This window comes from Pseudomonas sp. LS-2, from assembly GCF_003605735.1.
In the GTDB taxonomy this organism is placed as follows: domain Bacteria; phylum Pseudomonadota; class Gammaproteobacteria; order Pseudomonadales; family Pseudomonadaceae; genus Aquipseudomonas.
The window spans coordinates 22,554-36,196 of the sequence record NZ_QXTJ01000039.1; the positions used below are offsets into that span (position 1 = coordinate 22,554).

At 60.2% G+C, this 13,643-nt stretch carries 15 protein-coding genes; 1 reads left to right on the forward strand and 14 read right to left on the reverse strand.

What is annotated here, in order from left to right; all coding sequences use genetic code 11:
• The 9 genes from D3M70_RS21425 to pilV (D3M70_RS21465) all read right to left on the reverse strand — a co-directional run.
• Positions 1 to 2,783 (reverse strand): pilus assembly protein (locus D3M70_RS21425; protein WP_256659973.1); only part of this gene is annotated, 2,783 nt, incomplete at its 3' end.
• Entirely contained in the window at positions 2,764 to 3,234 is a 471-nt protein-coding gene (locus D3M70_RS21430; RefSeq protein ID WP_120127654.1) for a PilX N-terminal domain-containing pilus assembly protein, read from the reverse strand. The genes D3M70_RS21430 and D3M70_RS21425, both read right to left, overlap by 20 nt.
• 68 nt (positions 3,235 to 3,302) lie before the next feature.
• Positions 3,303 to 4,004 (reverse strand): PilW family protein, encoded by a 702-nt coding sequence (locus D3M70_RS21435; protein ID WP_120127655.1) that lies wholly within the window; start codon positions 4,002 to 4,004, stop codon positions 3,303 to 3,305.
• A complete protein-coding gene (gene pilV, locus D3M70_RS21440) occupies positions 4,001 to 4,456 on the reverse strand; it encodes a type IV pilus modification protein PilV (protein WP_256659947.1) in 456 nt (151 codons plus the stop codon). Before pilV (D3M70_RS21440) ends, D3M70_RS21435 begins: the two co-directional genes overlap by 4 nt.
• 4 nt (positions 4,457 to 4,460) lie before the next feature.
• Positions 4,461 to 4,937, reverse strand: a complete 477-nt coding sequence (locus D3M70_RS21445) for a GspH/FimT family pseudopilin (protein ID WP_120127657.1) — start codon at positions 4,935 to 4,937, stop codon at positions 4,461 to 4,463.
• Positions 4,938 to 5,072: 135 nt separating this feature from the next.
• Entirely contained in the window at positions 5,073 to 5,513 is a 441-nt protein-coding gene (locus tag D3M70_RS21450; RefSeq protein ID WP_120127658.1) for a type IV pilin protein, read from the reverse strand.
• Complete coding sequence (locus tag D3M70_RS21455) at positions 5,510 to 5,998, reverse strand: PilX N-terminal domain-containing pilus assembly protein (protein WP_120127659.1); 489 nt, start codon at positions 5,996 to 5,998, stop codon at positions 5,510 to 5,512. Before D3M70_RS21455 ends, D3M70_RS21450 begins: the two co-directional genes overlap by 4 nt.
• A gap of 9 nt (positions 5,999 to 6,007) precedes the next feature.
• A complete protein-coding gene (locus tag D3M70_RS21460; protein ID WP_120127660.1) occupies positions 6,008 to 6,706 on the reverse strand; it encodes a PilW family protein in 699 nt (232 codons plus the stop codon).
• Positions 6,706 to 7,161 (reverse strand): type IV pilus modification protein PilV, encoded by a 456-nt coding sequence (pilV, locus tag D3M70_RS21465; protein WP_120127661.1) that lies wholly within the window; start codon positions 7,159 to 7,161, stop codon positions 6,706 to 6,708. The genes D3M70_RS21460 and pilV (D3M70_RS21465) overlap by 1 nt, the downstream gene beginning before the upstream one ends.
• A 170-nt stretch (positions 7,162 to 7,331) precedes the next feature.
• Here pilV (D3M70_RS21465) and D3M70_RS21470 point away from each other — a divergent pair, with 170 nt between their 5' ends.
• The gene (locus D3M70_RS21470; protein ID WP_120128383.1) at positions 7,332 to 7,835 is read left to right on the forward strand and encodes a GspH/FimT family protein; all 504 of its coding nucleotides are present in this window, start codon (positions 7,332 to 7,334) and stop codon (positions 7,833 to 7,835) included.
• 6 nt (positions 7,836 to 7,841) lie between these two features.
• Here the strand turns inward: D3M70_RS21470 and ispH are convergent, their stop codons facing one another.
• The 5 genes from ispH to ribF all read right to left on the reverse strand — a co-directional run bounded on the left by ispH (position 7,842) and on the right by ribF (position 13,605).
• Entirely contained in the window at positions 7,842 to 8,789 is a 948-nt protein-coding gene (ispH, locus tag D3M70_RS21475) for a 4-hydroxy-3-methylbut-2-enyl diphosphate reductase (protein WP_120127662.1), read from the reverse strand.
• A gap of 82 nt (positions 8,790 to 8,871) precedes the next feature.
• A complete protein-coding gene (gene fkpB / locus D3M70_RS21480) occupies positions 8,872 to 9,324 on the reverse strand; it encodes an FKBP-type peptidyl-prolyl cis-trans isomerase (protein WP_120127663.1) in 453 nt (150 codons plus the stop codon).
• Positions 9,317 to 9,832 carry a signal peptidase II gene (gene lspA, locus D3M70_RS21485; protein WP_120127664.1) on the reverse strand — a complete coding sequence of 172 codons (516 nt, stop codon included), beginning with the start codon at positions 9,830 to 9,832 and terminating at the stop codon, positions 9,317 to 9,319. Before lspA ends, fkpB begins: the two co-directional genes overlap by 8 nt.
• The gene (gene ileS, locus D3M70_RS21490) at positions 9,825 to 12,656 is read right to left on the reverse strand and encodes an isoleucine--tRNA ligase (RefSeq protein WP_120127665.1); all 2,832 of its coding nucleotides are present in this window, start codon (positions 12,654 to 12,656) and stop codon (positions 9,825 to 9,827) included. The genes lspA and ileS overlap by 8 nt, the downstream gene beginning before the upstream one ends.
• A 13-nt stretch (positions 12,657 to 12,669) precedes the next feature.
• On the reverse strand, positions 12,670 to 13,605 hold the full coding sequence (gene ribF, locus D3M70_RS21495; protein ID WP_120127666.1) for a bifunctional riboflavin kinase/FAD synthetase: 936 nt from the start codon (positions 13,603 to 13,605) through the stop codon (positions 12,670 to 12,672).
• Positions 13,606 to 13,643: the final 38 nt, after the last annotated feature.

The following is a 13,643-nucleotide window of genomic DNA, read 5'->3' on the forward strand; positions in this document are numbered from 1 at the left end:
GTGGTCGCCAGCGGCAGGTACCAGCCCTTTTTGTTCGCCCAATCTACATCGTTATTGCTCGTTGTGTAGTAGGTGTTGCCTCCCTGAACGACCGAGCCGCTGACCGACTGCTGCTGCAGGTTGCCCTCCACGATTGCACCTGTCCCGCCAGTGGCATCCCAGATGGCGTAAAAGTCCTGTTGGGCCGTGGTGGTCTTGTCAGCGATTTCGTTGAATTTGCCGGTGCCGAAGTAGATCAGTTTGCCGTTGAGCGGGTGATCCAGTATCAGCGGCTGCACCGTGATTGGTTGCAGATTGGCGGTGGTGGTCACACCGTTTACGGTGGTGGTGACTGCGCCGCGAGGCGCAGTGAACAGGGGGCTGCCGCCGAAGGCCACGTTCCAGGCCGTGGGGCTGGCCGCGCTCAAGTCGAACTTCCAGAGGTGGCCCTTCAGATCGCCAGCGTATGCCGCCTGAACCACGTTCTGGGAATTGACCACAAGCTTCACCGAAGACAACCCGTTATCGGTTTCACCCGTTGCCACCGGCACTGTGATCTTCCTGATCAATGCACCGGTCTGCGCGTTGAGCACGAACAGGGCCGCCGTGCCTGTGAAGCTACCGTAGCCATTGCCGACGACGACGATACCGGTGCCGCCGGACATGCGGGCCACTTCCGGCTTGGCATAGGCGTAACCCAGATCATTGAAGTCGTTGGCGGGGGTGCTGGTGTCGGGCGCTCTGATTTCCCACAACGCTTTGATAGTGTTCGCCCCCCCACCGGCGTCGAAAAGTCTTAGGGCATAGAAGGATTTACCCCCTGCGCCCATTCCGCCCACGGCCATGGTTTGCCAAGTGCCACCTGCCGTGACCTGGGTATCGAAGACGGCAACCTGACCATCCACGGTGAACTTATGCTTCGACACGCCGTAGTCGGTCGAAGCGATCGTGGCAATCGAGGGCAGGACCGAGGACGGCATAAAGGCGTAACGCTGGGTGCCGTCGTCGGCATTGATGACATGCACAAAGCCGTCGTTGGCGTTCGCCAGGAGGCTGGAGCTCATGTTCAGCGCCTTGTACGCCAGGTAGTTGGTATAGGTGTTGTCGCCGTGCAGGTCGGTTGCCGATTGCGCCGTTGGGAACGCCGTCGCCAGTGGCGAATTGAGGATGTCGCCCAGCAACAGGGTGCGAGGGCGCAGACCGGTTTTGTTGACCCCTTTGGTCCACTGGATCAGATCGGCACCGGTAATGCCTGAGGGTACGGTCGGCGCGCTGGTGGTGAGCACCAGTTGCTGGGCCGCTGAGAAGCTCGTGAAATTGAGCGGGATGACCGAGCCCGAACCGCTGGTGTTCCAAGACTCGTAAACAGGCGCTGTGGCAGCGGCGGTAATCTTGTTGTCGGTCGTCCAGATCGGCGATGTGCTGAGCGCGCCGGTGGTCGAATCGAGGGTATACGCCCGGACCGTGCCGTGCCAGTCCGTCGGGTCATACAGCGTCTGATAGAAACGGGTGCCTGTCTGAAGCGTGCTGGAACTCGCCGCGCCACCGCCGCCAGAACCTGCTTTGGAGTTGATGTCGTTGAGCGCCGCGTTCAGGGCATCGCTCAGTGCATCACTGCCGTTGGCCTGGTAATAAGCGCCACGGCCGTAAGCCGCCGCATCGATGAGCATCTGGTTGGAGACGGTGTAGCCGACGGTGTAGGTCGAGAGATTCTGTTTGAGGAAACCACCGTTGTCCCAACTCTTGCCGGCGTTATCCAGCGACGGTGTGCTGGAGTTGGTGCGCATGTCCGTGTCGTAGGCGAAGAGCGCCAGGTCATCGAGGTAAAGGGTGTCACCGTCGGCATTCGAGCCTGTTCTTGGTCCGTCATTGGCCAGGTTGCCGTCCCAGTTAGGCAGTCGGCCATCGGGGTCGGCAGGATCCTGTCCCTTTGAAGGAAAGGAAGAGTCCGCGGAAGGCAGACCATCGGTGATGACTACGCCGTAGTTCTTCTGGCAGCGGTACTGAATGGGACTCGTGTAATTGGTGTTCCGGGTGTAGAACGAAGACATGCCACGAAAATAGCGCGTGATGTCGTAGTAGGTTTCCGCGAGGGGGGTTCCGCCATTCGCATTCAGCGCTGCGATGGCCGCCTTCAGTTTGTTGAAGTTGTTCGTCGTATCCGAGGTGGAAATGTCACTCACCGGGTAGCTGATCACGCTGCCGGAAGTCGGGTTGAGGACCGCAAGCCCCGTGCGAATGGAGCGATTGTTGGTGATCAGGTCAGTGGCGACATCGATGGCCGCCGAGATCCGGGACTGTTGGGGGATGGTGCTGACGGTGAAATCCCTCACCCGCAGAATGCCCGTGATTGAAATCAGATAGGCCAGGTAGTTGGAGCTGTAAAGCGTGGAGGTGCCGGAAGGCGTCGGCAACTTCACGCAGTAGCTGGTAAATGAGTTGGTGAAGAACATGTAATAACCGCTGGAGCAATTGCCTCGTGAAAAGCTGGAGACGGCTATGTTCTCGCCGACAAACTGGCTCCCCTGAGAGTAACTACAACCGAAAAGACCGCAACGAGAGTCGTTGTCGTAAACGCTGCCATAGTTGGTACTGTTGTTATACGCAGCGTCCCTCAAAACGTGGTTCATACTCCCGGAGTTGTCCACCAGCAGCATCAGGTTCGGCGCCACCGCCGAGGCACTCAGCAGCGGAAACTGGGCCGGGGTGAATGCGTAAGCGGGCGCAGTGACATACAGCGCCAAAAGCGCTCCCAGCAGATACCGGCGACTACGGCGAAAAAGACTACGAACTGCATTTCGCATAGATGCTCTCCAGCACTGTTGTCGACGTTCCCTGGGTAGCAACGGCCGTGACGCGATACAAGGTAAAGGACGAAGAGGACTGGCATGACGGCGGCGTCGTCACGGGCGAACCGGTCGTTCCCAGATTCTGAACCAGATAAAAACCAGTGCCCGCAGCCAGCCAGGGAAGTCCGGAACTAGCCCCGGTTCCTGTATAGACACCGGTGCTTGTGACTTTCGCCGACTCAGGAGGAGGAAGGCAGGTCAGGTTGTTGTTGCAAACCGCCAGGGTAAAAGTAGGGTTCTGAATGGAGGACTCGCCCAGACGCAGAACGGCTTCAGCCGTCTGGAACGACAGGTTACGCAGGGAAACGCTGCCGGCCATTTTCTCCTGAAGGCTGGCATTCTGCATGGAGGACACCCCCAGCAATGTCAGGAGCAGCAGGAACACCAGACTGACAATGAGCGCCATACCCGATTGCCCGGATCGGCCTATCGGCCCGCAGGCAACACGACTTGCACAGGTGATGGTTGTTCTCTTCAAAACCTGTTCCTCAACGCGGCAACAACGTTATAGGTCTGCGCGCGGACCTGGCCCGTGGGGTCGTTGAGGGTGAGCGTCAGGCGCACGCTACGCACTGATGTCGAAGACGCGTTGGTCAGCGTATTGGTGTAACTCATTGGCGAGCCGGTAATGCCGAAGGTCACGTTGAATGCACTGACGTTGTCGGCCAGTATCTGCGCGGCGCCGGTCAGCCCGTCCCTCACCGTCAACTGATTTCCTGAGAGGGTATAAACGAGCTGCCGAAGCGGAAAGGCGATCTGGCCCAAGGCGGCAGCCCTGGTGCCGAGAAAAACCTGCGAGGAGGTGCGACAGTCGGAAATCACCGTCCAGGTCGGGCTCGTACCGGTGGTGCCGACGTCGGCGGTCACCAGCGTCAACCGCGAATTGGCGGCGTCCCACAGGATCGGAAAGCTCAGATTGGGAGGTGGCGCGATAGCGCCGGTCACGGGAAGGGTGTCGAACCGCAAGCAGCCATACATCCCGGTCATGCGAATTTCCTGCATGAGCTTGCTGAGCACGAACCGGGCATCTTCCTGCATGCGCCCGGCGGTGTTCTGGGTCTGGTAGGTGGTTTTGGTGGAAATGAATATCTGGATGATTCCGGCCACGACGACCAGCCCCAGCACCAAAGCCACCATGATTTCGATCAGGCCAAAGCCCCTGGATCTGTTCTTCATGGGGTCACCGCATTAACGCCGATGCGCGAGCTGATAGCGAACGTGCGCGTTGTCGCAGGGTTAGTCCCACGCACGGCCTCGTTGGCGCTAGTGGCGCGGGTGTCGTCCCAGGTGATGGTGATCGTCACCACCGGTTTGACCACCACGATACTGCCGGTGGCCGTGGCTCCGCCAAATGCCAGAATGTTTGCCTTGAAATCGGCCAGATCCTGGGCGCGTGCGTTGGCCAGGGTGGCCGCGGGAGCCACGCCGGTGGCGGAAATGGCGTACGTCGACAGCACGTCGGTGACGCCGTTGGCTGCAGAGTTACCATCAACGTTGGCGCGAATCCTGTCCATCATGTCGTAGGCGATGAAGCTTGCCTGACTGGTCATCGTCGAGCTGTCGGTGTACTTCAAGGCATTGAGCTGAATGGCCGCTGCACCCAGCAGCCCGATGCCCAGAATCAGCACCNGATCAGGTCGCATTGCAGACTCCATTCAACACGATTCTTCCGTTCAGACAGATAGCCAGCGTCCGGGTATTGGTGCCACGGGTGTAGGTAATGGTCAGTGCCGCCGACGGCGTGATCAGCCCCCCCAGATTGTTGAAACTGATCGCCGTCACTGAACTGGGGATATCCAGCGATGCGCCCGTGCTCATGGCAGGGATGACCCGCAAGACTTGAGTGTTATCCGCTGCGAGTACTACGTTGAGCTCAGTGGTCCAGGCGGCGCTGAGCCCAGACGGCCTCACGGTTGTGCCCACGCCGCGGGTGATCGCCTCGAGCCGCGCGTAGTTGAGTGCCCGTTGGAAATCGCTGACTTCGGTGTCTGCTCTGGATTTTTGAATGGCGTCGCGAAAGTTGGGGACTGCGATGACGGCCAGAATGCCTATCAGCGTAACCGTGACCAACAACTCGATTAGCGTAAAACCCCGATACTGTCTGGGCATTTAACGTCTCCTTAATAGCGAGACTATACGGCACCAGATTGTGTCGAAATTTATCGGGGAGATGTGTGGTTGTTTTTGCCCGATGAGCGCCCGGCGAGCACAGATGTCCTTACAGGGTTGCAGGCCGGGTTGAAGTCAGCGGCCCCAGCAGAACTCAACGCTGGCATCGTCCGACAGGCCCGCATTATCCCGACGCCCCGTCTGGTCGAGGACGAACCCGCCGCATTTATCGCCACTCATCGATGTGCCACCGATGGGCATCGCGACCAGCACGAACGTCCGCTCGGCACGTTCGGCGTTGATGGCGTAGAACCCGTTGCCGGAAGCCACTTCATGTTCCAGCGCTGGCGGCCCGACTGCATCGGTGTATTGCCCCGCCCGGGAATGAAAGCGCTCGAGCTTGTGGGCCTCCTCTACCAACATGCCCGCAATTTCGGAGCGGCGGGCTTTGCGGGTGTATTCGCTGTACTGGGGATACGCGACCGCTGCCAGAATGGCGATTATCGCGACGGTAATCAGAACCTCGATCAACGTGAAACCTCGCCTTGCGCCCCAAGCCCCCTGAGCGCTGTTCATTGACGTTGCCGCCACATGATCCGGCGCTCCTGAGTGTGAACACTTTCCAGGACCGTCCGGGACGTGCCATGCACGACGACGGCGGTGACGCGATATAATTTGTGCCACGAAGCAGACGAATCGCCCCCAGCGGGTTCAGCCGTCTGCCCCACATGCTGAATGCCGTAGAAGCCACCGTCGCTGGCGACCCAGTTCACGCCCGAGGCGCCGCCTGCGCCACCGGCCGATAACGTCATCGCTTCCGGCGGCGGCAGACACGCGACGAGACCTGAGCATTCGGGCATCGTGAAGCCCGGCGTCATGACCTTGGCCTCTGCCGTTCGCAACACGCTTTCCGCTCGCTGAAACGACACACTCCTCGCTTGAAGACTGCCTGCCATTTTTTCCTGAAGCGTCGCGTTCTGCATGGATGAGGTGGCAAGCAAGGTCAACAGCAGCAGGAATATCAGGCTGACGATCAACACCGCTCCGCGCTGAGTGCTCATCCCGCCTCCTCAACCAAGCTGGTTACGGATGGCGGCCACCACGGTGAGCGTCTGCTCCTTCGCGCGGTCCACAGGGTCGAACAGCGTCAGGGTCAGACGAACACTGCGGATCAGCGCCGGATTCGCCTGACCGGTATAGCGAACAACGTCACGCCCGCTCGCCCCGCTCGCGACGCCGAAGAGGACGTTGAATGCCCGAACGTTGCTGAGCAATGGCTGGCCGTTGAGTGCCAGCTCCGAGCGGGCCTCATTGAAGCGATAGATCAGTTGATGGACAGCCATCTTCGTCTCACCTTCCGCGGCTTTCGGTGCACTCCCTCGGGTCCTGGCGGTTGCCGTCGAGGAACAATCGGTGTGCAGCTCCCAAGTGTGCCAAGACCTGTCCAGGTCGGTGGCCGCTGTTATCAGGGTCAGCGACTGCTGCTGTACATCCCACTCGACAGGCCTGTCGAATGCTCTTGTAAATCGCCCCCCAGCGCTCTTGTCCTCTACGCGCGCCAGGCACCCGAACATGCCCACCAGACGCACCTCCTGCACCATCTTCGCAAGTACGAACCGCGCATCTTCCTGCAAGCTCGCCGACGATGCCTGGCTCAGGTAGGTACTTTTGGTGGTGATGAAAATCTGCGTCAATGCCAGTGACATCACCAGCCCCAGCAACAGCGCCAACATGATCTCAACCAGACCAAAGCCTTTGGCGAGCCTCATCACGGCAGGACACCTGAGCCTGCTTTCACAAGGCTGCTCAACGTCAGGGTTTGCCACTGTGCGTCCTTGCCCTGTGCGCGGGAGTCGTTCCATTCCAGCGTGACGGTCACCCGGTCGCCGTTGGCGGTGACGGATGCCCGAACGTCCTCCCCCACCGCTGCGCGCAACTGCTCGGCGAAGTCGAACAGATCCTGATCGCGGGGCACATCGGGATTGCCGGAAGCGGGTGCCTGACTCAAGGATGTCAGCGTGTAGTTGGCGCCGGGATTGGCACGGATGCGTTCGAGCAGATCCTGGGCAATGAAACTGACCTGAGTGCTGCTCAGGGCGCTGTCGGTGTACTTCAGCGCGTTGAGTTGCAGCAGGGCGACGCCCAGCGCACCGACCGAAAACACCAGCAAGGCAACCAGTACCTCGATCAATGTCAGACCTCCCTGCCGTGATCCTGCGTCCATCGAACACCTCTGCAAATCCGTGTGCAGAGACCATTGAAGCTGAGCATTTGCAGCCTGCCCGACAGGTGTGTAACCGCAACTTGCCGACACACGGGCTGACAATCGTTGGCCTTGTCAGCCTCGGCTTGATGGGCGTTTCCTAAGGCGCGTCGAATCAGGGAGGGCCACAGATGAGGCAACACGGACTGACATTATTGGAACTGCTGGCGGGACTGGTTCTGGTGGCGATCGTCATCGCGCTGGGTGCGCCGGCACTGTCGTCGCTGATCGATTCGCAGCGAAGACACGACACCGCTCTGCAGATGACCAGCGGTTTGCGGATGGCTCGGGTCGAGGCCGTTTTGCGAAGTCAGCCAGTGGTCATGCAGTCTCTGGAGAATGACTGGAGGCGGGGCTGGAATATCTTCGTCGATGCCAACCAGAATCAGCGTCGGGACGCGGATGAACCACAGTTGGCCGAACGCGGCGCACACCGCAACGTCAGAGTCGTCGGCAATGGCCGGGTGGTGAACCGCGTAGGTTTCGACAGTAACGGCAGGTTGCTGAATAACGCCAACGGCACGCTGGCGGTGTGTCTCAAGGACTCACCGGCAAGCCACTATCAGATTGCGATAGCGGTAACCGGAAGGGTGAGTCTGCGAAGCGAAGGGTTCAGCAGCGAACCCTGCGCTTGAGCACGCTTACTGAACCTGTTTGACGCGCAACTCTTTGGGCATCGAGAAGGTGATGTTCTCTTCACGACCTGCCAGCTCGTCAGCGCCCGTGGCACCCCAGGCTTGCAGTTGCTGGATCACGCCGCGCACCAGCACCTCAGGGGCCGAAGCACCCGCGGTAATACCGATACGCTCGACACCGTCGAACCAGCTACGCTGCATGTCTTCGGCGCCATCGATCAGGTACGCCGGGGTCGCCATGCGCTCGGCCAGCTCACGCAGACGGTTGGAGTTGGAACTGTTCGGGCTGCCGACCACCAGCACCACGTCGCACTCATCGGCCAGTTGCTTCACCGCGTCCTGCCGGTTCTGAGTGGCGTAGCAGATATCGTCCTTGCGCGGGCCACCAATGGCCGGGAAGCGCGAACGCAACGCGTCGATGACCCGACTGGTGTCGTCCATCGACAAGGTGGTCTGGGTCACGAACGCCAGCTTCTCGGGGTTCACCACTTGCAGATTGGCGACGTCCTCTTCATCTTCGACCAGATAGATCGCGCCGCCATTGCTGGCGTCGTATTGACCCATGGTGCCTTCGACTTCCGGGTGGCCTTCGTGGCCGATCAGGATGCACTCACGACCGTCGCGGCTGTACCGAGCCACTTCGATGTGCACTTTGGTCACCAACGGACAGGTCGCATCGAACACCTTGAGGCCCCGACCAGCAGCCTCCGTACGCACGGCCTGGGAAACCCCGTGGGCACTGAAGATCACGATGACGTCGTCCGGCACCTGATCCAGCTCTTCGACGAAGATCGCGCCACGGCTGCGCAGGTCTTCGACAACGAATTTGTTATGAACCACTTCATGGCGCACATAGATCGGCGGGCCAAACACTTCCAGCGCGCGATTGACGATTTCGATCGCACGGTCCACCCCGGCGCAGAAGCCACGTGGGTTGGCGAGTTTGATTTGCATGATGTGCCTCGTATCTACGCGCAATGAAACATAAAAACGAAAAGGCCCCGAGCCAGGTCGGGGCCGCAGGCGAGCTGATTGCTCAGAGCGCCTTCACCTCGAAGATTTCCACTTCGAAGGTCAACGTCTTGCCCGACAGCGGATGGTTGAAGTCCACGGTCACCTGATCGTCGTCAAACGCCTTCACCACACCCGGCAGCTCAGTATTGGCCGCATCGTTGAAGATCACCAGCAGGCCTTCGGCCAGTTCCATGTTCTGAAACTGCGAACGCGGCATGATCTGTACGTTTTGCGGATTTGGCTGACCGAATGCATTCTCCGGCGGCACTTCGATCTTGCGCTTGTCACCGGCCTTGAAACCGAAGATCAGCGCTTCGAAGCCCGGCAACAGGCTGCCGTCACCGACCCTGAAGGTCGCAGGGGCTTTATCGAAGGTACTGTCGACGGTATCACCGTTCTCCAGGTACAGAGCGAAATGCAGGGTGACTTCCGTGTTCTGACCGATGCGGATTTCCTGAGTAGCGTGTTCAGTCATGAACGGGTTCTCCGGTTTTCTTGCTCTTGAACATGTCCAGCGCAAGCATGATCGCGCCTACAGTGATCGCACTGTCGGCAAAGTTGAAGGCCGGGAAGTACCAGCGGGTATCCCAATGCACCAGCACGAAGTCGATGACATGGCCAATAGCGATGCGGTCGTACAGGTTACCCAGTGCGCCGCCCAGCACCAGTGCCAGGGCGACTGCCAGCCAGGTTTCATCGCGACCCAGACGTTTGAGCCAGATCACCAGCACCGCACTGACCACCACCGCAATCAGTGCGAACAACCAACGCTGCCAACCAGAGCTGTCGGCCAGGAAGCTGAAGGCCGCGCCGGTGTTGTACGCCAGTGTCCAGCTGAAATAGCTGGGGATGACCACGATCTGCTGATACAGGCTCAGCGAGTTTTCGAAGTAGAACTTGCTGGCCTGGTCAATGACCACGACCAGCACGCTCAACCACAGCCAGCTTAGACGGCCCATACGGCCAGCCGACGCGTTAGGCATAGTGACGAACCTCGCCAGCGCCGCTGATGTTGTCGACACAACGACCGCAGATTTCCGGGTGCTCGGCATGAACACCGACGTCTTCACGGAAATGCCAGCAACGTGCGCACTTGGTGTAGCCGGACTTGACCACTTTCAGCTTCAGCCCAGCGACTTCGGTGACGACGGCGTCGGCAGGAGCACTGGCAAACGGGGCCAGACCGGCCTTGGAAGTGATCAGCACGAACCGCAGCTCATCGCCCAGCTTGTTCAGGTCGGCGGTCAGATCGTCTTCGGCATAAAGCGTCACTTCGGCCTGCAGGTTGCCGCCGATGGCTTTCGCCGCACGCTGGTTCTCCAGTTCCTTGTTGACGGCCGTCTTGACCGCCATAATCCGCTCCCAGTAGGCACGGTCCAGCTCGAAGCCTTCCGGCAGCTCGCTCAGGCCTTCGTACCAGGTGTTGAGCATGACCGACTCGTTACGCTCGCCTGGCATGTACTGCCACAACTCGTCGGCGGTGAACGCCAGGATCGGCGCGATCCAGCGAACCAGCGCTTCGGAGATGTGGAACAGCGCGGTCTGGCAGGAACGACGTGCCTTGCTGTTGGCGCCGGTGGTGTATTGGCGGTCCTTGATGATGTCCAGATAGAAACCGCCCAGCTCCTGCACGCAGAAGTTGTGCACCTTGGAGTAGACGTTCCAGAAGCGGTACTCGGTGTAATGCTCTTCCAGCTCGCGCTGCAGCAACAAGGCGCGATCCACGGCCCAGCGGTCCAGTGCCAGCATTTCGTCGGAAGGCAGGATGTCGGTGGCCGGATTGAAACCGCTCAGGTTGGAGAGCAGGAAGCGCGCGGTGTTACGGATACGACGGTACGCATCAGCGCTGCGCTGCAGGATGGTTTCCGAAACCGCCATTTCACCCGAGTAGTCGGTGGCCGATACCCACAGACGCATGATGTCGGCGCCAAGGGTGTCGTTGACCTTCTGCGGCGCGATGACGTTGCCCAGCGACTTGGACATCTTGCGGCCGTTCTCGTCCACGGTGAAACCGTGGGTCAGCAGTTCGCGGTATGGCGCGTGACCATCGATCGCGCTGCCGGTCAGCAACGACGAGTGGAACCAGCCGCGGTGCTGGTCGGAGCCTTCCAGATACAGGTCGGCGCGAGGACCGGTTTCGTGGCCCATCGGGTGCGAGCCGCGCAGAACGTGCCAGTGCGTGGTGCCCGAGTCGAACCAGACGTCCAGCGTGTCGGAAATCTTGTCGTATTGCGGCGCTTCATCGCCCAGCAGTTCGGCGGCGTCCATCTTGAACCAGGCTTCGATGCCTTCTTTCTCGACGCGCAGCGCGACTTCTTCCATCAGCTCGACGGTGCGAGGGTGCAGCTCGCCGCTTTCCTTGTTCAGGAAGAACGGAATAGGCACGCCCCAGTTACGCTGACGGGAAATGCACCAGTCCGGACGGTTGGCGATCATCGAATGCAGACGCGCCTGGCCCCAGGCTGGAACGAACTTGGTCTCTTCGATGGCTTTGACTGCACGGTTGCGCAGCGTATCGCCGGAAGTCGGCTGCTTGTCCATGCCCACGAACCACTGCGCGGTGGCGCGGTAGATCAGCGGGGTCTTGTGACGCCAGCAGTGCATGTAGCTGTGGGTGATGGTTTCGGTGTGCAGCAGCGCTCCGACTTCCTGCAGCTTGTCGACGATGGCCGGATTGGCCTTCCAGATGAACTGGCCGCCGAAGAACTCCAGCGACTGTGCATACACGCCGTTGCTCTGAACCGGGGTCAGAATGTCGTCGTTGACCATGCCATAACGCTTGCAGGTCACGAAGTCGTCTTCACCGTAGGCTGGCGCGGAGTGAACCACGCCGGTGCCTGCGCCCAGCTCGACGTACTCAGCCAGGTAGACCGGCGACAGACGCTCATAGAACGGGTGACGGAAGTTGACCAGTTCCAGTGCCGAACCCGGCGCCGTGGCCAGCACCGAACCTTCGAGATTCCAGCGCTTCAGGCAGGCTTCGACCAGCTCTTCAGCCAGGACCAGCAGCCTGTCGCCGGTATCGACCAGTGCGTAGTTGAATTCAGGGTGAACGTTGAGCGCCTGGTTGGCCGGGATGGTCCACGGCGTAGTGGTCCAGATCACGATGGCGGCAGGCTTGCTCAGGCTCGACAGACCGAACGCAGCGGCGAGCTTGTCAGCGTCGGCCACCGGGAAGGCGACGTCGATGGTCGAGGACTTCTTGTCCTGGTATTCGACTTCGGCCTCTGCCAGCGCCGAACCACAGTCGAAGCACCAGTTCACAGGCTTGAGACCCTTGAACACGAAACCGTTCTTGACCATTTCCGCCAGCGCTCGGATTTCTCCGGCTTCGTTGGCGAAGTCCATGGTGCGGTACGGATTGGCCCAGTCGCCAAGTACGCCCAGGCGGATGAACTCGGCCTTCTGGCCCTCGATCTGTTCGGCGGCATAGGCACGGCACAGTTCGCGAGTCTTGTCCGCAGGCAGGTTCTTGCCGTGGGTGACTTCGACCTTGTGCTCGATCGGCAGGCCGTGGCAGTCCCAGCCCGGAACATAAGGCGCGTCGAAGCCCGACAGGGTCTTGGAGCGGACAATCATGTCCTTGAGAATCTTGTTGACCGCATGACCGATGTGAATATTGCCGTTGGCGTATGGAGGACCGTCGTGCAGGACGAACTTGGGACGATCTTTGCCAATTTCGCGCAGCTTCTGGTACAGGCCAATGCTGTCCCAGCGCTGCAGAGTTTGCGGCTCGCGCTGGGGCAGGCCGGCCTTCATCGGGAAGGCGGTGTCCGGAAGATTAAGCGTGGCTTTGTAGTCGGTCATTTCAGGCTCTAAATTAGCGGTTGACCATGCCCCAATGGGCACGGGCGGCAGCGACATCCGCATCGATCGCCGTCTTGAGCGCCTCCAGAGAGGCAAAACGCTGCTCATCACGCAGCTTCTGGTGGAATACCACCGTCAAACGCCGGCCATAGATATCGCCGGCAAAGTCCAGAAGGTGAATCTCGAGGTGCGGGCGTCCATCGCCCGCCACCGTCGGCCGCACGCCGATGTTGGCAACACCGGGCCAGACCTTGCCGTCGATCTCGGCGCTGACCAGATACACACCGGTCAGCGGAACACGGCGACGCTTGAGTTGCACGTTGGCGGTGGGCGTACCCAATTGACGCGCCAGCTTCTGACCATGCAACACCCGCCCGGAAATCGCGAACGGTCGCCCCAGCAGATGTTCACCCAGAGTGAAGTCGGCAGCCGCCAGCGCATTACGCACCTTGGTGCTACTTACACGTACGCCGTCGATTTCAACAGTCTGTGCGGCTTCGACCGTGAAGCCTTTATCTGCGCCGACTTTTTGCAGGAAATCGAAATCGCCGATCCGGTCGCAGCCAAAACGGAAATCGTCGCCGACTTCCAGATGTTTCACGCCAAGGCCGTCGATCAATACGGTGTCGACGAACTCAGCGGCGCTCAACTTGCTCAGGCGCTGATTGAATGCCAGACAAAGCACTTGATCGACACCTTCGGCCGCCAGCAGATCGAGCTTGTCACGAAGACGCGCCAGTCGTGCCGGAGCGGTCTCGGGGGCGAAGAACTCCCGCGGCTGCGGCTCGAAAATCACCACACAGCTAGGCAGGCCGAGCTCGACGGCGCGCTCGCGCAGTCGCGCCAGGATAGCCTGGTGACCACGGTGAACACCGTCGAAATTGCCAATGGTGGCGACGCAGCCCCGATGCTGGGGGCGCAGATTGTGGAGGCCTCGAACCAGCTGCATAACGCGCTTCTTGCTCATAAAGTGGCCGATTATAACCA